Source organism: Vibrio sp. 10N.286.51.B11, assembly GCF_041469245.1.
Lineage (GTDB): Bacteria > Pseudomonadota > Gammaproteobacteria > Enterobacterales > Vibrionaceae > Vibrio > Vibrio crassostreae_C.
The window spans coordinates 21,941-45,481 of record NZ_JBFRKI010000032.1 but is presented as its reverse complement, the minus strand read 5'-3'; the positions used below and the strand labels follow the sequence as shown (position 1 = coordinate 45,481).

Here is a 23,541-nt window from a genome sequence, read left to right as displayed (position 1 = left end):
AAGGAGCTAACAGGGTTAGCGAATGTAACAACGAGTTGTTCATGTAAAAAATCACCTTATACAAGCAGTGGAACGTAGCTGGTCCGGTCCGTGGGGTCATTCACATATCCATGTGACGGCTTGTATTGGCTAAGCACCGGCTTAAAACCGGAAAAGAAGTATAAACAGTTAAGTGAGACTTTCATCACATTTTTTGACGCAAACGATCGCGCGGTCATAAAGCGTACAAATCGAACTACTTCTCGCAATAATTAATTTTTCCAGCAAGAAATAATGCAAAAAAACCATCATTAAAATAAAAAGCCACAGAGTGTGGCTTTTTCAAAATATGAGATCAAAGTGGGAATAACTAGTTTAGCAGGGCACTTTTCACTTCAGCATCTCGGAATATCTCTTCAAAACGCTGTTTGTAGATCAGTTGCATCTCATTGATGATTGCACCACCATCAGGTACATCATTCTCGCCTTGGAAATTTTTGCTGAGTAGCTTATTACCAGCTTCATCATAGATAATCACATTAACGTTGTACCAAGAGTTATCCGTAAATGCGTGGAAGTCATACTTCCACTCATTCAAGACAAACATCATCGATTTGTTGTCGAATGCTTTCATCTGCTCAGCAACCTTGGTGATATCCTCTTCAGGCGTCGTCTCAACCGACTCAACAGCTACTTGCTGTTTTTTCAAGCCTGCGACCAATCTGTCAGTCAAAAATTGAGACATTGGCTGCTGTGTCGCCGTGTTGTAGGTATAAGGAATACCTAACGAACTGCGAATAATTCCCTCAAATTTTGGCTCTTTATCATGATCGAGAACGTATGGTCTCTTATCGATTACAGCGACGGTCAACGCTTTTTCCTGTGGAACTTCATTGAGTTGAGGCGCACTTTGTTCTGCTGTTAATACCGTTGCACAACCAGAAAGCCCTAACGATACTGCAGCGAGCAGTAAACTGACGAGTTTTTTCATAGATTTACCTATCTTATTGTTTTGAATAGGCTGTTCTAACAAAAATCGACTTAATGAGTAAACATTCATAAAATCAATATTTTACATAATTGTTATTTATATAAATTCGCTCACACATCGGGTTAAATTTATTGAGTCATCAGTCAATAACAAGGGTTTGTAACGGAACGTTATGAAATGAACAGATTATGTTCAAGCTATCAAGCAAAAGCACAAGGACATCGGCGCGTACTATGTTCTGGCACCAAAAATTGCGATGCCTCATGCTCGCCCTGAAGATGGTGTGAACGAAGCATCACTGCAAGTAACGGTATTCAAAAAGGGTGTTGATTTAGAGTCAGAAGACAACGGTGACGTTTACCTTTCGATTACTCTGGCGGCGATGGACTCAGATAGCCACATCCATACGATTATGGCGCTATCAGAGTTGTTCCAAAATGATAATGACATTGATGCCATCATCGCAGCGGAAACTGAGCAAGCGATCATCGAGATCTTAAAGCGATACTAATCTCGATCTAAAAATCCTGATAAGCCCCCATTAAAAAAAGCGATAGCCTCGGCTATCGCTTTTCTGTTTCTGGTGTTTAGTCATTTCGACCGAGTATGAGTTTAGGCGTCACACCTCGAAAGCATTCAGTGGCGTTAAAACGCGTACATTCGTTTGTCTGTCGATAATTCAAAGCAATATTGCGCGTGTTTATTAAGGCACTCAAACACTTCTCGATCCAACTTAAAGTTATCAACGTGGTCCCTCAAAATAGCGAGAGTCTCTTCTAACGTCATGCCTCCACGATAAGGTCGAGACTGAGTTAGCGCTTGAAACACATCCACCACAGCAACAATTCGACTGGGTTGATCCAACTCTTCCGCCGTTTTTCCCATTGGGTAACCCGAACCATCTAACCTTTCATGGTGATTAGATGCCCACTGACAAACCTGAGGTGAACTGAACAACTCCTGCAATGCGAATCGAGTGTCCGTTGCATGGCGTTTAATACAGCAATACTCTTCTTCAGTGAGTAAATCCGGCTTATGCAGAATGTCATTAGGGGTTTGCAGTTTACCGATATCATGGACTAACCCAGCCAGATAGAGTTTGCGCTGAGTGGTGTAGGAATAACCCAGCTGTTTGGCGAGGTATTCTGAAAGCTGCCCAACCTTTAAAGAGTGCTTAAAGGTAAACGAACTTTTGGTATCAACAACATTGGCGATAAACTCGGCAAAGGCCACCGTCTCATCCAGCGACATTTGCTGGGAGAAAAATGGCACAGGTTCAAAGTTATCCCTCATGTTCTCGATGTATGGAATCTCCATAGAAAACCAGAAGTCATCCAAATCAACCAACTCGCACATGTGTTGCACAAGGTTGGTTTCGAACATCTCATCCGCTTGTTCAGTCAAACGTTCAATGATGCTCGCTTTGCCATCTGGTGTTAGGTTTCCATAACGATCAGAAGAGGTTATGCCGTATAGATAATCGACTCTATCGGCAAGCATCACGATGGCAGCTAGTTCTCTTTCTAACTCGCCGATATGAATAGCCCTTAGCTCAGACCACGGAGTATGGTGATAAAGAACCGGCTTAGCAAATATAGAAAGAACTGGGCACTCTTTTAAGATTTGGTAGCCCTTTTGACAATGGTGATAGCTTGAGTCAGGTACAAACCCAGACGTTAAACTGAGCTGTTCATCAATTTGCGAGACACCACAGTCGTGAATCAAGCCTAACGAAAACGCGAGCTGCGCTTGCTCTTCTTCCCACCCCACACTCAGAGCACATCGATACGCGATATAGCCCACTCTCTGTCCATGATTTTTACTTTCGAAACCGACGTTATCAAGCGCCTTAGCAATACCGAATAGAGCCTTCCTTAAGTCCACGGTCACGTCCTGGCAATGTTGATTCATTATTTAAACCTAGCATTTTTATATTTTTTATATATTTAGGCCGCTAATACTAATGCATAGCTAATGATTATATACACAACTATTGTAAGGTTTAATGAGTTTCGTGATAGAACCAACGTATCACGAAAAATCCGTGCTACAAATGGTTGCATATTAAAAATCATGCGACATTATAGCCTGCCGACTAAGATTCGCTTAAATAAGCAGCCATAAGAAAAGGAAAGACATGTTTAAAACGGTTATCGACAACGAACTCTCCATCGCATTGGTTGAAGAGAGCTTCGCTTCTCACTACGCGGAAATCTCACAAAGCCAGAATGAGTACCTAAGTCAATGGCTCGTGTGGCCGCCACATTGTAAAACCGAGCAAGACTTTAGGATCTTCATCCAACGCTCGCTACACGATTATGCGGAAGGGAAAAGCATGACCTGTGCGATCGTGTATCAAGACAAGGTCGTCGGTAACTGCAGTTTCAATACTATTGATCATGATAAGCAAAAGGTGACGATAGGTTATTGGTTATCTGAGACATACCAAGGAAAGGGGATTGTGACGCGCGTTGTCCAGAAGCTGATTGATGTTGCTTTCAATGAGTTAGATATGGAAAAGGTAGAGATATCAGCCGCAACCGGTAACCAAAGCAGCCGCAAGGTTTGTGAGCGCTTACATTTCACGTTAGAAGGTATTATAACTCGTAACGAGAACTTGAATGGCCGCATCGTAGACCACGCTATTTATGGACTTCATCGCTCTAAGCTCTAAGCTCTAAGCTCTAAGCTCTAAGCTCTAAGCTCTAGGCTCTAGGCTCTAGGCTCTAGGCAGTAGTACTAAGAAGTCACTAGCTTGTAAATCGGAATATGAAAAAGCCACGGTATTAGTCCGTGGCTTTGTTATTTGACGAGCCTGAAGAGTTCTTAAAGCTACAGTTTATGCGATCTTAGGAATCACGATACTGAACTTGGCACCACCATGGTTGCTGTCGTCGATTTTGATATCCCAAGAAAGTTTTTAGCCGCCGATAGAGCAATCGCGAGGCCCAACCCCAATCCACCGTTGGTCGACGTTCTGCTTGAGTCTAGTCGAGAGAACGGAAGGAATACCTCATCACGCCTATTCTCTGGTATTCCAGAACCATTGTCTTCAATCACCACCAGCCAGTTTTCTGAGTTCTCATCCAGCGTCATCCACACTTTGTCTTGTGTGTAATTACCCGCATTCTTGAGAACGTTATCGAACACCAAGCGTGCCATTGAGCAATCACACTTAATCTTGCACTCTAGCTGTACCTTAGATTCAAAGGTGGCATTGTCTAGTTTCGAGTAACGAATTCGGTCTAGGCAATACTCACGAAGATCGGAGGTCACTTTAACGAGCTCAAAGAAAGAGTTATCCATGACATTCAACTTCGACAGCATGATGATTTCTGACGTGAGCTCGTTGATATCCTCAATGTAGGTATCAATGTCATCGAAAAGAACCTGATGATTATCGGGGGCTCCCCTTCTTAGGATATCGGTCGCCAGTTGAATACGACTTAGCGGAGTTCGTACTTCGTGTGGGATAGCTTGAGCGAAAATATGACTTTGTTTTACTTTGCTTTCGATCTCTTCAGCCATGAAGTTAAAACTGCTGGCCAAATCAGAAACAGGATGGATGTCGTCCATGTCAGATCGAGTACTAAGCTTGCCCTTACCAAACTGTTTCTGCTTCTCGACGAGCAACTCTATTCTTTCTTGAAAACGCCTCACAGGTAAGTAAACACTTGCTCCAATCGCCACAATCACAGCCAACAACAGCCCTAACAAAAAGTGTCGTTCTGAGTCTTCGTACCATTCAATGTCAGGAGAGAAAAAGTCCCCTACCTCACTGAACCCAAAACTGAATTTAGAGTTTGGTAGCTGAAACACGGTCGAATAGAGGTTGTCATCACTTAGATATATCGGCACACCGTTTAAGGTTGTGTATAACTCACATTGTTGGCAAGGCGCCTCGCCCGACCAATTCTCCAACAGGCGTAAATTGAAGATATAAAATTGTTGGTAGCCTGTTCTATCGAGCTCTTTATAGAGTGAGTTTTCTTGATTGTGTTGACGAACATACTGCTCCGCAAAGTAGATGCCATCATTGAGGAAGGTTTCGATCTCGGTGCGTCGCATGTACCCCTCACCAAGGTTCAAGAACAAAAATATCGTTGCCGACATCCCAGTCACAATCCCAAGGTATAAGCGAGCAAACATCGAAACCGAGCGAAGCTTCGTAGCAATGAACTTACGCAACCAGCATGTACCCCTTGTTGCGAACCGTACGAATCAACTGTTTGTCTTTTGCGTGAATGCGCAGCTTTCGGCGTAACCCAGACACGCGCATATCAATCGAGCGGTCGTTGAACGCGTAATCTATCCCTCTAAATAACTGACAGCACTGGTCTCGAGTCACGACCTGACAGATGTTATTAACGAGAAGGTTTAAGATTTCAAATTCAGCAGAAGTAAGCTTGAGGTTTTGGCCGTAGAGCGTGGCACTTTGAGCAGAGCTGTTGATTACAATATCGCACTGTTTTTCAGCCGTAGTTTCTTGCGCAGTTTTTACGGGAGTCGCTCGACGCAATAACGCTTCAATTCGCGCTAACAAGGCATGGCCACGAATCGGTTTGGCAACGTAATCGTCCGCACCAAATTTAAACAAGCTGACCTCGCTCATTTCATCGGCGGAAGCCGTTAGCACTAAAATCATTCCATTGTAAAACTCACGGGCTTGACGGCAAATTTGCGCGCCGCTCATCCCTGGAAGCATCAAGTCCAACAGCACTAAATCAGGTTCAATACTACGGATCGCTTCAAGTGCCAAGTTCCCTTCATGAACAACGCTAACATTGTAACCTTCAGCTTCGAGGTAAAGCGTCGTTAGACGAGCTATCTCTTGGTCATCTTCAACAATGAGCACTTTGGTTTTCGACATTCCTATCACCAGTATTTATTAAAAGCGAAGGCAGTATATATACTGATCATAGATCATCAATATTGGAATCAGAGCCCTACATTTACCGTACGCAAAACATAGTAATCACTTTTGTACATACACGTTTACAGAATAGAGAACCAACAACCGGTGCGCCTTGGTTTATCAAGGTTTCCTCCTTCAGAGCACACCATTTTGATGTGCAAGGAAAGTGGCTCTTTGATAAAAGCGAACTGCTGCTAAACCTAACCTGTACAACAAAGCAAAAAGAGAAGCTGATAAAAGCCAGATACAACGCAGAACACGACTGTTTAACGGAGCTTTATAATCGCAGTGGGATCAGCAACCTTCTAGAAACCAGCATTGCCTATCGCTCACCGTTTGAATTGATGTTTGTCGACCTTGATGGCTTCAAATTAGTTAATGACACTTATGGGCACACTGTCGGAGACCAACGACTCAAACAGGTTGGTGAACGCCTTAAACAGTTGGTTGATGAGAAATGCATGATAGGGCGATTTGGTGGCGACGAATTCATTGTGATTGCCCACACCTGCCGAAATCAAAATATCCCACTACTTTGCTCTCGCATCATTGATGCCTTAAACCGAAGTTTCCATATCAGAGGCATCGGCAGTTTATCTGTCGGTTGCAGCATAGGTACCGCGCATTTCCCTGATAACGCGGTTGACCAAGAAACATTGCTAAAGCAAGCGGGTATGGCGATGCATCTTGCAAAAGCGAATGGTCGAAACCGCTTCCAAACGTTTACCCCAGACTTAGCACAAACCCTGCATCGCAAAGTAGAGATCCGCCATCGACTGGCACGCGCCATAGAAAACGACGATCTCAACCTTCACTATCAACCGATCATGAACACCAACAGCGACAAGGTGAAAGGGTTTGAAGCCTTGCTTCGATGGTCAGACAAAGAGCTAGGTAACATAGGCCCTGATGAGTTTATTAGCTTAGCGGAGGAGACGGGGCAGATTGTACCGCTCGGGAAATGGGTTCTGAACTCTGCACTCAAACAGCTATCGATATGGCAACGTGAGTTTGATAGTGAGTTGATGATGAGTATCAATATTTCGAGTATTCAGATGCACGCGACCTTTGCCGAGCAGCTATTAGCAATGTTGAACTTCTACAATATCCAACCTCAAAGCATCGCCCTTGAGATCACCGAATCTTCCATGATCTTCAAGCATGGTGAAGTCAGGCAAGCGTTAAGCGATATTTCTAAATTGGGCGTAGAGCTTCACCTTGATGACTTTGGCACAGGCTACTCGTCACTGTCGATGTTGCATGACTTACCGATTAGCACCGTGAAACTCGATAAAAGCTTCGTCCACGGTTCACACAAAGGGAGCAAAGCGATTGTCCAAGCCACCCATGCTATCTGTGAAAAATTGGGGCTAAAAGTGGTTGCTGAAGGTGTCGAAACCGAAACGCAAAAAGCGTTCTTAATCGATTGTGGATACCAGTATCTTCAGGGATTTTTATTTAGTAAACCAATTCCCTCAAATGAAGTCGAAAGTCAGTTTTTGAATGGTCGACAATCCTACAATTAAAGACTTATTTATCAATAAATTAAGTCGTTTGAATGCTTCCTAAACAATCGGCTGCTGTGGGTGTGTACGCTTACGTATGCTTACATAGCGTTTAACAGTAAGAGGAAATAATTAAGCTATTGTTTATAAAGAAAATTACTTAGCAATTCACACAATAAAACACCAAACCATTATACCCACTAACTGTAATGACTTTGGTATTTAGATTACCCTCATTCCGTCCCTTTAGCAGAGCAAATAATCGGTAACCATGAACAGACAAAACGGCTTCACTCTTTTAGAACTCATCATCTCTGTATTAATTTTAGCGATCGTTTCGGCGACAGCTATGGTCAAGTTCTTAGACGTTCAAGGAAGTGCTCGGGCGAGTAAAATACATGATGTGGCTGGTAACCTTCGCACGGGTATCGATATGATCTACGCGAAGTCAGCGATTGCTGGCGTTGAGGATGAGTGCAACTATGTTGAAAAGACGGAGATTGAGACCTACTACGTTTGTCATGGTTACCCAATCGCCTATGTTGACTCACTAAGAAGACTGCTCAATATCGACGCAACAGAGCTTCATGTCATCAACAAAGAAGTAGACTCTGGCAGCAATGCAGAAAGAGTAGCCGCCATCTCTTTCGACACCGAAAACTACACCTATTCGCCAGAAGGAGACTTTTGTCAGGTGCTTTATCAGCCAGAAAAAGAACCACAGATCGTGGTGCTTGATGGTGCATGTTAAATACTCAACGATTGCACGCTTCCATAGTTAACACAAAGCCACCGCAACAGATCTTTGAATATCATGTGGTTACGCTAACATTTGCTCAAAAATAACACTAATTGATCTAACTTGTTGCTGCTTATACTTTTAGGCAGTGCTCATGGTATAACACCAACCTCATTCATATCTTATTTTCATCACTAGCCGATTAATATTTACATAGACACATATTTGATACATATGTCAATAATAATTCAATTAAAATTCTTTAATCAACACATCATGATAAAAATCATCCTTTCCCTATTTTAAATATCCCACCTTAAAGTTTAATTATTTAAATTTCGTAACAGAATAAATTAAAGTCAATCATTCAACAAATATAATTAATTCTATCATTGATTACTTTAATTAAATCACCAAAACAATACGCCACATAAATTATATTAATATCACATAAAATGACATAATTTAATTTTATCATGAAAAATTCTGATAAATCTCACGCATCGATAAACCGAATGAATACCATCAGAAGCTACATTAGAAACCTCTAAATCCAGTCGCTAAACCTACCGCGTAGAAGCTGTGAAATGGATAAATACCAAAACAAATGGATAAATCCCCCTTACCCCTTGTAAATCATTGGCTTTCATTTATAAATTCAACTTTTGGGTGAACATCTCCATAACCTTTCATTAAAGCCCAAATTCTGCGATTAGTATCAACATCTTAAGAGGAAATGGTGACATTTTGGTTATATTATTTAGATCGAACTCTTGTGTTGAATGACAATCCCAGCCATCACATATCCATCACACAAATATAATAACTATCGCTTAGGAGTTGAGCTATGCACTGTTCTTTCAATATAAATAACAATAATGAGAGCTTGCAACTGATCTACAATGAAGAAAAAATATACATAAAAAGAGACAGTAATAAGATATCAGAGGAAACTCTTAATAGTAAAGAGAGTTTTGTTTTCAAATACCTTATTGAACACTCGTCAATATCAAACCCTCAATCTGCACGAGATGTTGAAGAATCTTTTAAATTACACTTTGACGAAGAGTTTAGCTTATACGCGTTAAAAAATATTATTGCTTCTATAAGAAAGAAATATCGAAGCTTATGTAAGAAAGCGAAGGTAGATAATAATAGCGAACTTATCTCTAACCTTTATAAGGTAGGTTACTTTATCGATCTCGATAAAAGCTCAACCAACCGTATCGCACCTAAGTACGACATCAACCAGTTCAAGCCCAGCCAGTTCGAGATGTTGAAACTGATGTTCAACACCTATCATCGAGAGCTGATTAAGGCTCTGATAGCCGTGTTCACCATCTCTTCCTTTTTCCTATTCGTTGTCTACTTTTCCCAAATCCTTTATACGACGAAGATTGCGAATGAATACAGTGAGAACACCAAACACATTGCCGCAGAAGTCATGGACTACGGTTGCGATAGCCACGGGGCTGTGCACTCGCTAAGGCACTCGCTCAACCTTGATTCTGTCGTCATGACCACACCTTATGACTCCTGCTATATCTCTAAAACACGTTCTAAGATGATAGAGCTCAATCAATTAGACGACTTCTACGATAGTGCTGACTTTGCCTATTCACGCTTCATGGATACCGAGCACGATATTGAGATGGTTGCTCGAATATCTAAACGATCTATCGAAGCTCGATACAAGAACTCACTATTGCCTCTATTAGTCGATTCGATTTCCATCCAGAAGAATGGTTACCACATCTTAAACCTTGGCGAAGAGAGTAAATCTATCTATCAAACCTCCCTACCAACGGGTGCAACCATCACCTTCTACAGTGACGACATTGTTGCACTATGGATTGCGCTTTCTCTGATACTCGCCACCCTGCTTTATCGCTCCTATATTCTGGGTTTCGTGATCTACCTGTTTCGTTGGAAACACATCTCCTTTGAAGAAGAGCCGATCATCAACACCGAAGACAACTGCGTTCTCTACTACGAGTTGTTATCTCGTGTGCGTAACGTTGGCGTTTTAAGCTTCATCAACACCATGAGACGCACCAATTTACTCACCTTTCATACTATTTTACTCATCGAGACAGTCAGAAAAGCGAAGTTAAACAACAGCCATGAGATCTATGGTGTCAACGTGTGCCCAAGTGCTTTGGTAGGGTCGAACTTCGCAAGGCTCAGAGAGCATTTAACCGCGATGGAAGCGAATGAGTTTGTCGTCGAGATTACTGAATATTCGAACATTGGCTATGGGTGTGAGGTTATCGATAACATTAAGGATATCAAAAAGCTTGGTATCACTATCGCTCTGGATGACTTTGGTACGGGCAATAACAACATCGAAATCATCAATGTTATCTCTCCGGCCTATCTAAAACTGGATCGTTGCTTTGTTAAGGATATCGAGTCAGGAGAGCATCATCAGGGTGTATTGCTCAATATCTCGGAGATTGGACGCCTATCAAATATCACAATGATTTATGAAGGTGTCGAGACGCGTAGGCAGCAATATATCTTGTGTCAATTAGGCTACAACTTACATCAAGGTTACCTATATAGCCGGCCTAATGACTCAAAGGAGCAATAGGCCCAGCCTAATAGAAATCTTGATCAGCAACCATTCCCTATTCAAATAATCATCGCTTATACAGCTGCTTGAGAGCCCACAAGGATGTAGGCTTCAAGTGCCCTCCCCACCAAACGTGCTTTATCTAAACATTAAAATACCCGATGCACTTTCATAAAATCCTTGCCAACTCGAATAAATAGGTTAGTGTTATACACATGTATATCACCATGCAGTTTTAATTATGACCGAATGGAAAGACGACCAGCCGATCTTTAGGCAGCTTGCCGCCAAGATCAGTGACCAAATTCTTCAGGGTGTTTGGCTAGAGCTACAAGCATTGCCCTCTGTGCGTGCGGTTGCCGCCGATCTCAAGATCAACCACCTTACTGTCATGAAAAGCTACCAGTTACTGGTGGATGAAGGCTTGGTAGAGAAAAAACGCGGCCAAGGCATGTATGTGGCCGAAGGGGCACTTCAAAAATTGAAAGAGTCCGCACACCAATCATTCATCAACACACAGATCCCAGCCATCGCTGAGACGCTAAGCATCATTGATATGAGTGTCGAAGAACTCGTGAAACAGCTAGCACAACATATAAAGGACAAGTCATGAGTACTTTACTTTCCGTGAAAAACGTAACCAAAACCTATTCAAATCAAGTGGGTGTCGAGAACATCAGCTTTGAGTTAAAACCGGGGCAAGTGCTTGGACTGCTGGGCCACAATGGCGCAGGTAAATCGACTCTGATCAAATCACTGCTTGGTGGACACAACTATCAAGGTGAGATTGAAGTAAACGGCTACCACCCTATCCACCAGCACGCAGAGCTCATGCAGCACTTGTCGTACATCTCAGATGTTAACGTGTTACCAGAGTGGATGACGGTTAAACAACTGCTTCGATACACACAAGGTGTGCACCCTAGCTTCAACAAGCAAAAAGCAGAACAGACATTAAGCAGCACCAACATCAAGCTCTCTTCGACTATCAAGCAGCTTTCTAAGGGAATGAAGGTACAACTTCACCTTGCGATCATCATCGCGACTGACACCCAAGTGTTGATCTTAGATGAGCCTACACTTGGCCTAGATTTACTGTACCGCGATACTTTTTATCGCCATCTACTTGAGTGGTTCCACGACGGCGAACGCGCCATGATCATTGCAAGCCATGAGGTTTCAGAGATTGAACATTTATTAACGGATGTTCTGATTTTAAAACAAGGCCATTGTGTGCTGCAAAAGAGCATGGAAGACATCGAAAGCGACTATTTCATTATTGAAGTCGCAAACAACCATTCAAGCGAGATTCAGAAACTCAACCCACTGACCTCACAATCAGGGCTAGGCACTACTAAGTGGTTATTGGAAGGTCAATACAAAGCGCAAGTTGAATCACTGGGTAACATCTATAACGTTGGTCTCGCAGATCTATTCCTTGCAACACAGACGGAGAAGGCATAATGCATCCAAGTTTTTACATGCTAGAAAAAGAACTCATCGAGCACAAAATTAACACTCGATTGCCTCTGTTTGTCGCGTTATGTGGTTTCTTACTGTTCGTTAGTCTGTTCTTCAATGGCGCAGCGCAGCATGAGTTTTTCTTCGAAATGCAAGTGAACGGTGACGTGAGCGACATCCACAGAGAGTTCGCACAAGACCTCAACTCAGTGATCTACTTTGGCGCGGGCCTTATTTCACTGATCCTATCAACGCTTTACATCCCTAAAACGCTGCGTAAAGAGCGCCAAGAAGGCAGTTCGATGTTTTGGAGAAGTATGCCGGTATCTAACGCAATGACTCACGGTGTGAAACTCGGCTTCGGTTTAGTGGTGATTCCGGCTATCTGTGCATTGTTAGTACTGTTCGCAGATTTTCTATTCTGGATATTGAACGTCTCAAGTGAACAACAACTGGCGCTATTGGTTGAACAACAATCTCTGTTTTATGTGCTGAGCAACTGGGTCGTGTTTTTTGGACGAATGATGTTAGTTGCACTGGTTTTATTGCCACTGGCAACCGTCACTCTAGCGATTTCGCAGCTGGTAAACTCTCCATTGCTTGTCATTTTCATCTCAAGCTATGCGATTAAGTTCCTCTCTGTCGCAGTGTTTGGGTTCTATGGCATCAATGACTTCCTAACTCTCATCGCGTCATTACCAATGAATGTACTCATAGCAAGCAACCCATTAAGTGCGATTGCAGAAGCGCCGATTTTATCTTTAGGTATTTACGCACTGATCGGTGTTGGTGGCTATCTACTGAGCCTAAAGCTAAATAGAACGGACGATGTGAGCTTAAAGACGCTGTTCCAACGTTAGAGTCTATCCTAAGCACGAGCCTTTATCGGGCAGTCACATCAGATATCAAAATCTAAATCAAAGCTTCTGAGAAATCGGGAGCTTTTTTATTATCAAGACGTTAACGAGTACAGGGATGCGATAACAAGGAACAAGGAACAAGGAACAAGGAACAAGGAACAAGGAACAAGCTTTAGTTTGGGGTAACAGGTTTAACAAACGAAGATAAACTTAGAGGAGGTATTAATGAGCTGACATTGAATTGCATTGTTGTTAATGCCTGCCAGCTCTTTGGGGATGATTTCTTTAGTCGCCGACCAGATGAAGGTCCTTGAGAGTGCTAATGAAATCGATTTGTTGCGTTTTACATTTGATTAAGCTTTTCAGCTTTTTTTTATCTTAAAGCTTTACGATTTAAAGCTTATTTCTTTGAAGCTTCTTTCGCTGTGTCTTTCCAGTATTGGATGCGAACGCGATGAAGCTGTGCTCTTCTCATTTTTTTCATAAGGGATATTTCCTTTTCTTTAACTGCTCTTCATGAGCTATTTTTATTGCCAACCATTCGAATCTAACGGTGTTTGATGTCCAGATCAATGATACAAATCACAAAATTTATAGAGTTTTGAGTACCATTTACATCAAAGTATGACCTAGATATCAACTATGGCTCAATTCAATCCTATGAGCCGCTCTTCAAAATTAAGGTTAGTTCTCTCAGATGACAAATTCATTTCAGTATCAATACAGTTCAATGATACTAATTTAATAGACCGGACCAACGCGGATTTAGTTCCAACGTCTTATTTTTTATTGCTCACATCGCCCCTAAAGTTACGCTGTAACCAACAATGTATTCAATGTGAACAATTAATCGCCACATTAGCCTATACGTCACAACATCAAAATGGGATTATGTTTGTAACGGGTAAAGCTTTTTATAGAAAAAAGCCGTAGTGGACAAAATTAAATAGACGTAATTAAATGGACGTAATTATGAGTAAAGTAATTCTGCAAGGGCATATTCTAGTGCCAGACAACGACCTAAAAGCCGTCACACAAGCCTTGATTGTACACAAAGAACTGACACTGGAAGAACCTGGTTGTATCGTGTTTCGAGTCAGTCAAAGCACGCTTCAACCTAATCGCTTTGAAGTGTATGAAGAATTCACTAGCCGAGAAGCATTCGAAGCGCACCAACAGCGAGTCAAAGCCTCTGAATGGGGTGAAATCTCCCAGAACGTGACACGTCACTACCAAGTCACCGACGTTCCGACATCATAATGATACATCCGCTAGCCAACCACATCGTCACGTTGATCAAACAAGATCCCTTACGAATGCAGGTTTTAGACTGTGTCGCTCACCTGGATTTGCCGCAGTGCTATGTTGCTGCGGGCTTTGTGAGAAACCTCGTTTGGGATCACCTACATGGTTATGCCTCCCCGACTCCACTCAATGATATTGATGTGATCTACTTTGATCCCATTGATACCTCTTACGAATCGGATCTTCGATACGAGGCTCAGCTTAAACAACGGTTACCTGAATTGAATTGGCAAGTTCGCAATCAAGCCAACATGCACACCAGAAATGGGGATGAGTCTTACCAAAGCTCATTGGATGCGATGAGTTACTGGCCAGAGAAAGAGACCGCAGTGGCCGTAAAGCAAAGCCTCAATGGAGACATCGAATGTATTTCGTCTTTTGGTTTAGAGAGTTTGTTTGATTTGCAAATCACACCCAACCCAAAGCGTAACCGAGATATCTTTGATCAAAGAGTACAATCCAAGAACTGGCTGACCCAGTGGTCCAAGTTAACGATGAGTCACAGTTAACTAGCTTTCGAATTCAAAGCTAAAACCATTGACTAAAAGCCCAATCAGATCGAACATGCCCCCACTTGTTAGCTTATTAATTTATTAGCTTAGTAACTAATCAACTCATCAACCGCACGCGACCACTAACTGCTGCGCTCTCTCGTCATACTGAGTAACGACCATGAACCAACAATACATGCAGCAAGCTCTTGAAGCTTCGCGCCAAGCCCTACCCGATTGCCAACCAAACCCGCCAGTAGGGTGTGTTTTGGTGAAAGACGATAAGGTGGTGTCTGTTGGATACACGCAAAAAGTCGGCGGAAACCACGCCGAGGTTGAAGCACTCAATAACTATAACGACAAAACGGACGGAACAATGGAAGGGGTTACCGCTTACGTAACTTTAGAGCCATGTTCGTTTGTCGGCAGAACACCCGCTTGCGCCAATACATTGGTTAAAGCAGGTGTAAAACACGTAGTCGTGGCGATGCTAGACCCAGACCCTCGTAATAATGGTCGTGGAGTTGCCATCCTTGAATCGCACGGCGTGAAGGTGGATGTGGGGTTATGCCAAGCGCAAGTGAGCGCCTTTTTAACCCCTTACCTTGGTAAGTCCTAGATCTTAAACAGCCAGTATTAGTTCAATTTCACTCGATAAAGCGGATTGACTGGCTTATCGACAAAATACGACCAAATATGATCGTAGACGGCATGTTGGTTGGGGAACGGCGCTAACGCTTTTGCTTCTTCTAAATTACACCAGCGGTACTCGGTGTGTTCGTCATTCAGTTCAATCGCTTGGTTGGGTGGGCATAGCACCGCAAACACAGGGATTAGCTGAATCACATTCACGTGCGCCTCATAAAACTGCTCCAGAAACTGCGCGTTATACAAAGCTTCCACTTTAATTTGGGTCTCTTCTTCAAACTCGCGCACGATAGCCTGCCAGCCTGTTTCACCCGCTTCAATCGAGCCTGCGACGTGACACCAAAACTCACCTTTAACACGCTTCATTAATAGCATTTTCATTTGTCCGTCGCTCTCTGAAATAGCGACACCGGAAACAATCGAAGTATTGAGTGGAATCATAACGTTACCTTAGTTTTAATAAGAGGGCGGCAAGGCTACCACCCTTGGTTTGTTAGATTGTCTTCTATGATTAAAAACGAGAAGTTACTCATCAATTAATGGCGTTCAAGCCATAACTCATGGGTTCAGTGTTAACCATCTAGCTTAGCTATCCTGTAATAGAACCATTTCTTATTTGAGGCGTATTTCGATAAAGAGTAGAATCGCCGCCTTGTACTGTGTTTAAAGCCTTTAAACATACACAGTAGACTCACAACCATTTATCACCACGATATAAGTATTAATACGACTATGCACTCATCAAAACCAACGCACGACTCAGAAAACAGCCATACTCCTGAGCATTGCTTCACTCGTTTTCAACAGCCGATCGAGTCATATTCGTTGCCTGAGCGTTTCACATTCCCGTTCTACTACGAACCGCACCCACTGTGTGAAATAGCCTCTCATCAGCTTCAACAATATCTAGAAACACAAACCGACTGGCAGCATGACTTCGGACTAGATTCTGACGCTGGTCGCGGCAAAATGTTTGGTGTGTTACTGGTGAAAAGCCCAGAAGGTGAATTGGGTTACTTCTCTGCTTTCTCTGGAAAAATCGCAGACCAAAACCTACTGCCTCACTTTGTGCCGCCCGTATTCGACATGTTGAGCAGCGATAGCTTTTTCCATCAAGACACAGCCGACATGATGGCTGTAAATGCGAAATTTAAAGCGCTGCAAGCAAACGCTGAATACCTTGAATTGTGTGAACAGTTAGCACAACAGAAAACACAGGCAGAACAGGAGATCGAAGCGCAACGTTTGTTGATTATAGAAGGCCGAAAAACACGTAAAGAACAACGCGAACAAGGTAAAAAAAACCTTGATGAACAAGCCTTCGAACAACTGAATAATGAGCTTAACAAGGCCAGTGTTGCTGACAAGAACCAGCAGAAGTACCTAAAGCTCAACTGGGAACAGATCCTAAACGAGTTACAAATCAAAGTTGATGTGTTCACTAATCAATTAGCTGAACTCAAAGAGCAAAGAGCACTCCTTTCTCATCAGCTTCAGCACAAACTGTTTTCACAATACGCTTTCCAGAATGCGGAAGGAAACATTGAGGATCTGAACCAAATCTTTGAAGACACGCCAAACAAGATACCACCAGCAGGTTCTGGCGAGTGTGCCGCACCCAAGCTTTTGCAATACGCGTATTTAAACGGTTACACACCATTGGCACTGGCCGAATTTTGGTGGGGTCGATCACCGAAATCGGAAATCCGTAAACACAAGAAATACTACGCGTCTTGCCAAAGTAAGTGTGTACCGATTTTAGGTCACATGATGAAAGGCTTAGAAGTCGATCCCAACCCATTGCTAGAGAACCCAGCAGAAGGCAAAGAGCTGGATATTCTGTTCCAAGATGAGCACATCGTGGTAGTACACAAGCCAGCAGGTTTTCTATCCGTGCCGGGTAAAACCATCAAAGATTCCGCCTACACACGTGTTCAAGAAATGCATCCCGATGTTGAAGGCCCATTTGTGATTCATCGCTTAGACATGGCGACCTCTGGCATTCTGATATTTGCTTTAACACGACGTGCGAACAAAAGCTTACAGAAGCAGTTCATTACTCGTGAAGTTGAGAAGCGATATGTCGCAATGATTGAAGGTGTGCTAGACCAAGATGAAGGCTATATTCGACTGCCATTGCGTGGCGACTTGTATGACCGCCCTCGTCAAATTGTCTGCTTCGAACACGGCAAGCCAGCAGAAACCAAATGGGAAGTGATTGAGCGAAACGGGCAAACCACTAAGGTTTACCTGCATCCTAAAACAGGGCGTACACACCAGTTGCGTGTTCACTGTTCACACCAAGAAGGCCTTAACATGCCTATCGTCGGTGACGGCTTGTATGGCAATAAAGCCGACCGATTGCACTTACACGCAGAAAGACTTGCGCTGCACCACCCAGTCACCAAAGAGTGGATGGAATTCCAGTTCGACGCTGAATTCTAAAATCTCTCATTAGTAGCGAGCTTTGATAAGGAGTCACAACCGCTTGTGGCTCCTACCTCTTTTGGGTATATCTCCACGCTTATTGCACTACATCAAGATTCACTTTGTTGTGAAGAGTAGCATGCCCACCTTCTTCTCTCCTTGAGGCCTTTGATATGTCATCAGCTGCTTTGAATTTACACCACAACACACAAACTTCTTCTTTGATAACTGCGCAAGCACCAAGCTTGAAACCACTAGCAACCAAGAAGCCTAATCTAAATTTGGCAATGCTAAGCTTAATTGAAGAAGTTAAAAACGAACTCCCACTTTACGAATCGGAGACGTTTATCTGTGGGCCAAAAGGAAACTGCTCGGGTTGCTCGAAGAAGCTACTAGAGATGGTCGACAGTGAGTTGATGTACTGGGAGCACAGTATTTCCATTGGCCAAGGCCCGAACTTCGAAGAACTGCGCCGTTTTGGTAAGCTTTGCAGCAGTGTTAGACGCGGTTTAGAGCGTAACGGTTTAGTCGAAAAACGGCCAAAGAAAAGATAACAAGCCAAGCCGATAACCAATACAATGTGTCGTTGGCGATTACAAGCTACCCTGCTACTAACTGATTGAACTCGTTAGCTATAAAAGTAATAATGTTTTGTAATACAATTCAGTGCGCAGACCGACTTCGTAGATTCGAACTCATAGAGATAAGTTCATCGATACTTTCACTATATTCTCGAACGACTCTATCCTTCTTGTCTGACGTGCCTTAGCCTTCTGTATATCAATATCACATCAATTAGAAACCTATCTTGGACAACGGAGAGCGACCTTGAAGAGACCACAACCAGTACTGGGAAAGACCGGTATGCTATTTTTTCTCGTCATAATAAGTGCTTTCCCTCCATTGACCATCGACCTTTACTTACCTGCGCTTCCGCAGATGGTCGAGGTGTTTAATACTGACCGATCAATGGTCAACCTAACCCTGAGCAGCTACTTCGTTACTTACGCCATCGGTCTTTTGTTCTGGGGGCCGCTCAGCGAAAAATTTGGTCGTAAGCCGATCCTATTAATTGGATTAGCGGGTTATATGGTCGCGAGCATATTGTGTGCGATGACCAATAGCATCGAACAGTTAATTGGCGCTCGTGTATTCCAAGCCTTTGCTGGCAGTGCTATCACCGTTATCGCTACCGCCATTGTCAAAGATCTTTATGACGGCCGAGAACGTGAAAAGATCATGGCGACTATCATGTCACTGGTGATCATCGCACCAATGGTTGCGCCTGTGTTTGGCGCCTTTTTACTGAAAATTGCTTCTTGGCGAATGATGTTTGTCACGCTCGCCATTTTTGGTGCATTTGCGTCAGTATTAGCTTGCTGCTACCGAGAAACACTCGAAAACAAGTACCAAGGTTCTATATTCCGCTCATGGGGAAGAATGGGCGTGGTCATGAAAAACCGCTCGTTCGTCAAGCTGCTGGTCATTTTCTCTATCATACCGATGGCGTTAATGGGCTTTCTTGCGGCGGGTTCTTATATCTACATCGATCACTTTGGATTGACCGAACAACAGTTTAGCTACGCGTTCGCATTCAATGCACTGTGCGCCTCATTTGGTCCAACAATTTACATGAAGTTGTCCTACCGAATGCCGGTTCAAAAGGTCATCTCAGGATGTTTTGCTTTATTGGCGCTTGCGGGCATCTTCACCCTAACCATTGGCGACCTGTCCCCTTGGTTCTTTATGTTCATCGCTGCTCCAGCAACATTAATGGCGATCATCATGCGAGTACCGGGCACCAACTTAATGTTGAATCAACAAGATCATGACACGGGCTCTGCCGTCGCACTGATTCAGTTCTTCAGCATGATTTGTGGTTCGCTTGGCATGGTATTAGTTTCAATACGCCCAGAGTCACTGATTGAAAACCTAGGCTTTATCCAATTATCCATCGGTACGCTTGGTGGCCTGATGTGGCTAATGGTTAGAAACAAAGAGTTCGTGACTAAGAAGCTGAATTAAAGCTCTCAAGCCTAATTGTCATTCACACTACAATAAACTTGAAAACCACTATAACGAAATTAGAAACCGTCTACTTAGGCGGTTTTCTTGTATTTGAAGACGTACATTGAATTTTCAAGCCATGAGTTTCATGCACAAAAAAGCTCCTATTAAGGAGCCTTCTTATTAGAGCCAGTGATCACTCAGTTTGGTCAATTACTACTAAGCGTTAGCCACTTTACGCGCTGGGTGTTTAATAAACACAGCGACTACAGCCACGATTGCAAGCGCGAAACAGTAGTAAGAGTTAGACACGATCTCTAGCGGCGATAGGTTAAACACAGAGCCCAATAGCAATACCTGAGCACCGTAAGGCAATACGCCTTGAATCACACACGAGAAAATATCCAATAAGCTTGCAGAGCGGCGTGGAGATACATCGTTCTCTTCAGCTAATTGGCGAGCCACACTACCAGAAACAATGATTGCTACGGTGTTGTTTGCCGTACATAGGTTCACCATTGATACCAAGCCTGCAATGCCTAGCTCACTTGCGCGGCCATTCGCTTGCTTAGAGTGAGAAGAACCAAATGCACGAATCAAACCGCTCACTAAGTTAGTCAGAAATGCTAATCCACCTTGGCGACGCATCAGCTCACTCAAACCACCAATCAGCATCGACAGTAAGAAGATCTCTTGCATGTTGCCAAAGCCTGCGTAGATATCTTGAGCGTAATCCGTCATACCGTAGTTCTCAATAGAACCTAGGCTCACTCCACCCGCTAGCAAGATACCAATCGTCAACACAACGAACACATTCATGCCCGATACCGCAAGGATTAGGATAGTGATGTACGGAAGGACTTTCAGCCATTCAATTGGGCCTGTTTCAGGAACTTGAGTTGCTGTACTGTTGAAAGCAAAGATAACAATCGCGATAAGTGCAGCAGGAAGTGCTATACGGATGTTCTCTTTAAACTTGTCTCTCATCTCACAGCCTTGCGAGCGAGTCGCGGCAATCGTGGTATCTGAGATGATAGAAAGGTTGTCACCAAACATAGCGCCACTTAGCACTACGCCAGCGGTTAGAGGAATACTCATACCAGCTGAGTCAGCAATGCCTAGTGCAACAGGAGCAACCGCAGCGATAGTACCCATAGAGGTGCCCATTGCTGTCGCAATGAACGCCGAAATAAGGAAGATGCCCGGTAGGATCATGCTCGTTGGGATAGCCGATAGACCAAGGTTTACCGTCGCGTCCACGCCACCAGAAGCTTTAGCCACAGCAGCAAAAGCACCCGCCAATAGGTAGATCATACACATTGCGATAATGTCTTTGTGACCCACGCCACCTAAGAACTGCTCAATCGCACGGTTCAATTTATCTTTGCTCAATAGCAACGCTAACATCACAGCAGGCAGAGCCGCAATCGGAGCTGGAAGTTGATAGAAAGCAAAATCGACGCCTTGTAGCGACAGGTATGTACCCACGCCAATAAACAGCGCAAGGAAAACGATCAGAGGGATAAGCGCCACTGCAGAAGGGGCAATTACCGCGTTAGAATTTTTTGAATTGGACATGGAACGACAACACAATAGAACAGGAAGGTGAGCAGACTAATGTCACACTTAGAACTTGTCAACGTCTAGACGTCTAAACGCCTAATTTAATGCAAAGTAATAAGAACCCTATTGAGCATCACGTAATAAAAAAGGCTATTTACTCATCAGTAAACAGCCTTTCGATAACAGATAGTGCGCCGCTAGAAGTTAGCGTTTCTGCTTGAACGTTACTTGGTATTCACCAATGCCTTCGTAGTGGAAGGTCGTTGGTTTATCGAATTCCATTTCCACGATACCGCAGTAAGAGCCCGTGATAATGGCTTCACCCGCTTGGAAATCAACACCACGACGTGTCATGTAGTTAATCAGCCAGTAAATTGGGCTTGGTGGCAGTGTATTCGGGTGCTTACCGTCGAATGCTTGAACTTGCTCGCCTTGAGTCACTTCAATACTGATCTCTGCAGAAGTGAACGCTTTTTCGCGATCAATCTCAGAGCCAATAAATAGACCTTGGTTTACTAGGCCATCGGCCAGCTTTTCATAGAACTCAGCGCCGCTGTCATCCGCAAAACGAGACTGCATTAACTCAAGTGCCATGTGGCAAGAACCAATCGCTTCGTTGATTTGCTCTTCGCTGTAGCCTTCTTGGCTTGCAGGCAGGCTCTTAGCAAGCGTAAATGCGATTTCAGGCTCAACGCGTACTACGCCGTTGTCAGCAAACAGTTCACAAACTTCGCCTTGTTGAACGCTGCCCGAGAAGATTGGCGCAACAACAAACTTGTCTTCAGCCAGAGGAAGTAAGCACTTCCAACCGCCGACTTTATCGCTTTTCAAATCGATCATTGAAGATTGGATCTTTAGCGCATCTTCCAAGTTATTCGGACGGTACTGTTCGTCCAATCTTGGTGCTTTGGTGCCAGCAACACGACGACTCAACAGTTCTTCAGCTGCTTGTTTAAATACATTTGTCATATAATACCACCTTTAGTTTTATGACCAGTATAATATCGGATTTCTTAAAGCTTGAATAGACAATTCAACAACGGTGCTACACCGAAAATTCAGCCATCAATTTTCGCATATTCTAGACGCAAACAACTGAAACTATTTTGATTTAAATGTAAAAAAGCCAGTAATTTGATTACTGACTTTTCGATGTATTACTGATGTTCAGGCTTTACTGCCCTTTCAACGTCTTCTTCAAATTCTGCATGAAGTTTCTGAAGTGAGGCATGAAATCAACAAACAGAGGGTGTTTTCTATCTTGCATCATCAATGGGCCTAACAAGCGAATGCTCACTCCTAGTCGCGCTGCTGATTGCTCGTCTAAGCCGCTGTCATGTTTGATCTTCTCAACAATCGCGAACATATCTTCTCTGTCTTCAATTTCAAACTGCATGGTTTGAAGTTCACGATCTTCTTTGATGTTCACTTCTTCGATAGTGATACGGTAGTTATTGTGTTTGCCTGTGAATGCTTTCATTTGGACCTCCTAAAATGCTTAAAAAGTGTTTTGGTTAGCTCTTCATGAATCGTTCGAGCTTAGGTTTAACCGTCATCGACATCACGACCATGATCGCAAGGCCAATGGGAAGTGCGGCAATAAATCCATTAAACCATCCACTGGTAAACGCCGATGTATCCGAAAATCCAATGTTATTTGCCGCTGTTACAAATGCCATCATGGACTCCATTATGAATGCCATGATCAGTCCTACGATCAGGTTGCGAACTTTCTCGCTATAAGTTGTGAACACTCTAGCAACGGCTTTGGTGACTAAAGCCATCATCACCGTGCCCATTGGCATCATGATCACGACAACAAGGGCTAACGAAGAAAGCCAGTTGCCAATAAATTCCTCGCCGAATCCGACATTCATGTAAGTCATCACAGCCGTTAAACTGCCGCCAATCGTCAGCATTAAGCTCATCATGACCAAAACTTTGTATAAAACCGGTGTGCCTTTTTGCTCAGGAAGAGTTGGCGTTAGAGTTGCTTGAATCGTCATATCTATTTCCTGTCTTGAATTTACGAACAATTAAGTTGATAATGTCAACTATAAATACAATAGTTGATA

At 43.3% G+C, this 23,541-nt stretch carries 20 protein-coding genes and 3 pseudogenes; 14 read left to right on the top strand and 9 right to left on the bottom strand.

Annotation, left to right across the window (positions count from 1 at the left end; all coding sequences use genetic code 11):
• Positions 1 to 349 precede the first annotated feature (349 nt).
• A complete protein-coding gene (locus AB4154_RS16420; RefSeq protein WP_017060596.1) occupies positions 350 to 970 on the bottom strand; it encodes a hypothetical protein in 621 nt (206 codons plus the stop codon).
• 187 nt (positions 971 to 1,157) lie between these two features.
• On the opposite strand from AB4154_RS16420, the pseudogene AB4154_RS16415 reads away from it, so the two are divergent.
• Positions 1,158 to 1,481, top strand: a pseudogene (locus AB4154_RS16415) (PTS sugar transporter subunit IIA); the annotation flags it as partial.
• A gap of 134 nt (positions 1,482 to 1,615) precedes the next feature.
• On the opposite strand, the gene AB4154_RS16410 reads toward AB4154_RS16415, so the two are convergent.
• A complete protein-coding gene (locus AB4154_RS16410) occupies positions 1,616 to 2,881 on the bottom strand; it encodes an HD-GYP domain-containing protein (protein WP_372123584.1) in 1,266 nt (421 codons plus the stop codon).
• Between the two features lie 226 nt (positions 2,882 to 3,107).
• Between AB4154_RS16410 and AB4154_RS16405 the strand changes: the two genes are divergently transcribed.
• On the top strand, positions 3,108 to 3,644 hold the full coding sequence (locus AB4154_RS16405; protein WP_017069226.1) for a GNAT family N-acetyltransferase: 537 nt from the start codon (positions 3,108 to 3,110) through the stop codon (positions 3,642 to 3,644).
• Positions 3,645 to 3,809: 165 nt separating this feature from the next.
• Here AB4154_RS16405 and AB4154_RS16400 read toward each other — a convergent pair.
• Together AB4154_RS16400 and AB4154_RS16395 are read right to left on the bottom strand one after the other, a co-directional pair.
• Positions 3,810 to 5,158: pseudogene (locus tag AB4154_RS16400) on the bottom strand (sensor histidine kinase).
• Positions 5,151 to 5,840: a response regulator transcription factor gene (locus AB4154_RS16395; RefSeq protein WP_017060591.1), complete on the bottom strand. Its 690-nt coding sequence runs from the start codon at positions 5,838 to 5,840 to the stop codon at positions 5,151 to 5,153. Before AB4154_RS16395 ends, AB4154_RS16400 begins: the two are co-directional and overlap by 8 nt.
• Before the next feature lie 182 nt (positions 5,841 to 6,022).
• On the opposite strand from AB4154_RS16395, the pseudogene AB4154_RS16390 reads away from it, so the two are divergent.
• The 9 genes and pseudogenes from AB4154_RS16390 to AB4154_RS16350 all read left to right on the top strand — a co-directional run.
• A pseudogene (locus AB4154_RS16390) lies at positions 6,023 to 7,411 on the top strand (putative bifunctional diguanylate cyclase/phosphodiesterase); the annotation flags it as partial.
• Positions 7,412 to 7,661: 250 nt separating this feature from the next.
• Positions 7,662 to 8,141, top strand: a complete 480-nt coding sequence (locus tag AB4154_RS16385) for a type II secretion system protein (protein ID WP_017060589.1) — start codon at positions 7,662 to 7,664, stop codon at positions 8,139 to 8,141.
• A gap of 835 nt (positions 8,142 to 8,976) precedes the next feature.
• The gene (locus AB4154_RS16380; protein WP_372123582.1) at positions 8,977 to 10,722 is read left to right on the top strand and encodes an EAL domain-containing protein; all 1,746 of its coding nucleotides are present in this window, start codon (positions 8,977 to 8,979) and stop codon (positions 10,720 to 10,722) included.
• Between the two features lie 223 nt (positions 10,723 to 10,945).
• Positions 10,946 to 11,317 (top strand): GntR family transcriptional regulator, encoded by a 372-nt coding sequence (locus tag AB4154_RS16375; RefSeq protein WP_017060587.1) that lies wholly within the window; start codon positions 10,946 to 10,948, stop codon positions 11,315 to 11,317.
• Positions 11,314 to 12,168, top strand: coding sequence for an ABC transporter ATP-binding protein (locus AB4154_RS16370; RefSeq protein ID WP_017072200.1), 855 nt, complete (start codon positions 11,314 to 11,316; stop codon positions 12,166 to 12,168). The genes AB4154_RS16375 and AB4154_RS16370 overlap by 4 nt, the downstream gene beginning before the upstream one ends.
• Positions 12,168 to 13,025 carry a hypothetical protein gene (locus tag AB4154_RS16365; protein WP_372123580.1) on the top strand — a complete coding sequence of 286 codons (858 nt, stop codon included), beginning with the start codon at positions 12,168 to 12,170 and terminating at the stop codon, positions 13,023 to 13,025. The genes AB4154_RS16370 and AB4154_RS16365 overlap by 1 nt, the downstream gene beginning before the upstream one ends.
• 972 nt (positions 13,026 to 13,997) lie before the next feature.
• A complete protein-coding gene (locus AB4154_RS16360; RefSeq protein WP_102555884.1) occupies positions 13,998 to 14,285 on the top strand; it encodes a putative quinol monooxygenase in 288 nt (95 codons plus the stop codon).
• A complete protein-coding gene (locus AB4154_RS16355) occupies positions 14,285 to 14,839 on the top strand; it encodes a nucleotidyltransferase family protein (RefSeq protein ID WP_372123576.1) in 555 nt (184 codons plus the stop codon). Before AB4154_RS16360 ends, AB4154_RS16355 begins: the two co-directional genes overlap by 1 nt.
• A 163-nt stretch (positions 14,840 to 15,002) precedes the next feature.
• Positions 15,003 to 15,440 (top strand): bifunctional diaminohydroxyphosphoribosylaminopyrimidine deaminase/5-amino-6-(5-phosphoribosylamino)uracil reductase RibD, encoded by a 438-nt coding sequence (locus AB4154_RS16350; RefSeq protein WP_371725209.1) that lies wholly within the window; start codon positions 15,003 to 15,005, stop codon positions 15,438 to 15,440.
• Between the two features lie 17 nt (positions 15,441 to 15,457).
• On the opposite strand, the gene AB4154_RS16345 is transcribed toward AB4154_RS16350, so the two are convergent.
• Positions 15,458 to 15,910, bottom strand: a complete 453-nt coding sequence (locus tag AB4154_RS16345; protein ID WP_017060581.1) for an NUDIX pyrophosphatase — start codon at positions 15,908 to 15,910, stop codon at positions 15,458 to 15,460.
• Between the two features lie 291 nt (positions 15,911 to 16,201).
• Here AB4154_RS16345 and AB4154_RS16340 point away from each other — a divergent pair, with 291 nt between their 5' ends.
• The 3 genes from AB4154_RS16340 (at position 16,202) to AB4154_RS16330 (ending at position 19,921) form a co-directional block, all read left to right on the top strand.
• Positions 16,202 to 17,914 (top strand): pseudouridine synthase, encoded by a 1,713-nt coding sequence (locus AB4154_RS16340; protein ID WP_372123574.1) that lies wholly within the window; start codon positions 16,202 to 16,204, stop codon positions 17,912 to 17,914.
• 155 nt (positions 17,915 to 18,069) lie between these two features.
• Entirely contained in the window at positions 18,070 to 18,450 is a 381-nt protein-coding gene (locus AB4154_RS16335; protein ID WP_004729929.1) for a hypothetical protein, read from the top strand.
• A 310-nt stretch (positions 18,451 to 18,760) separates the two neighbouring features.
• Positions 18,761 to 19,921 carry a multidrug effflux MFS transporter gene (locus tag AB4154_RS16330; protein WP_059019065.1) on the top strand — a complete coding sequence of 387 codons (1,161 nt, stop codon included), beginning with the start codon at positions 18,761 to 18,763 and terminating at the stop codon, positions 19,919 to 19,921.
• Between the two features lie 201 nt (positions 19,922 to 20,122).
• Here the strand turns inward: AB4154_RS16330 and AB4154_RS16325 are convergent, their stop codons facing one another.
• The 4 genes from AB4154_RS16325 to AB4154_RS16310 form a co-directional block, all read right to left on the bottom strand.
• Entirely contained in the window at positions 20,123 to 21,481 is a 1,359-nt protein-coding gene (locus AB4154_RS16325; RefSeq protein ID WP_136973830.1) for a Na+/H+ antiporter NhaC family protein, read from the bottom strand.
• A gap of 189 nt (positions 21,482 to 21,670) precedes the next feature.
• Positions 21,671 to 22,435 carry a hydratase gene (locus tag AB4154_RS16320; RefSeq protein WP_017060576.1) on the bottom strand — a complete coding sequence of 255 codons (765 nt, stop codon included), beginning with the start codon at positions 22,433 to 22,435 and terminating at the stop codon, positions 21,671 to 21,673.
• A 205-nt stretch (positions 22,436 to 22,640) separates the two neighbouring features.
• Positions 22,641 to 22,946 carry a DUF3861 domain-containing protein gene (locus AB4154_RS16315; RefSeq protein ID WP_017060575.1) on the bottom strand — a complete coding sequence of 102 codons (306 nt, stop codon included), beginning with the start codon at positions 22,944 to 22,946 and terminating at the stop codon, positions 22,641 to 22,643.
• 34 nt (positions 22,947 to 22,980) lie between these two features.
• Complete coding sequence (locus AB4154_RS16310; protein WP_017081271.1) at positions 22,981 to 23,472, bottom strand: DUF2798 domain-containing protein; 492 nt, start codon at positions 23,470 to 23,472, stop codon at positions 22,981 to 22,983.
• Positions 23,473 to 23,541 lie beyond the last annotated feature (69 nt).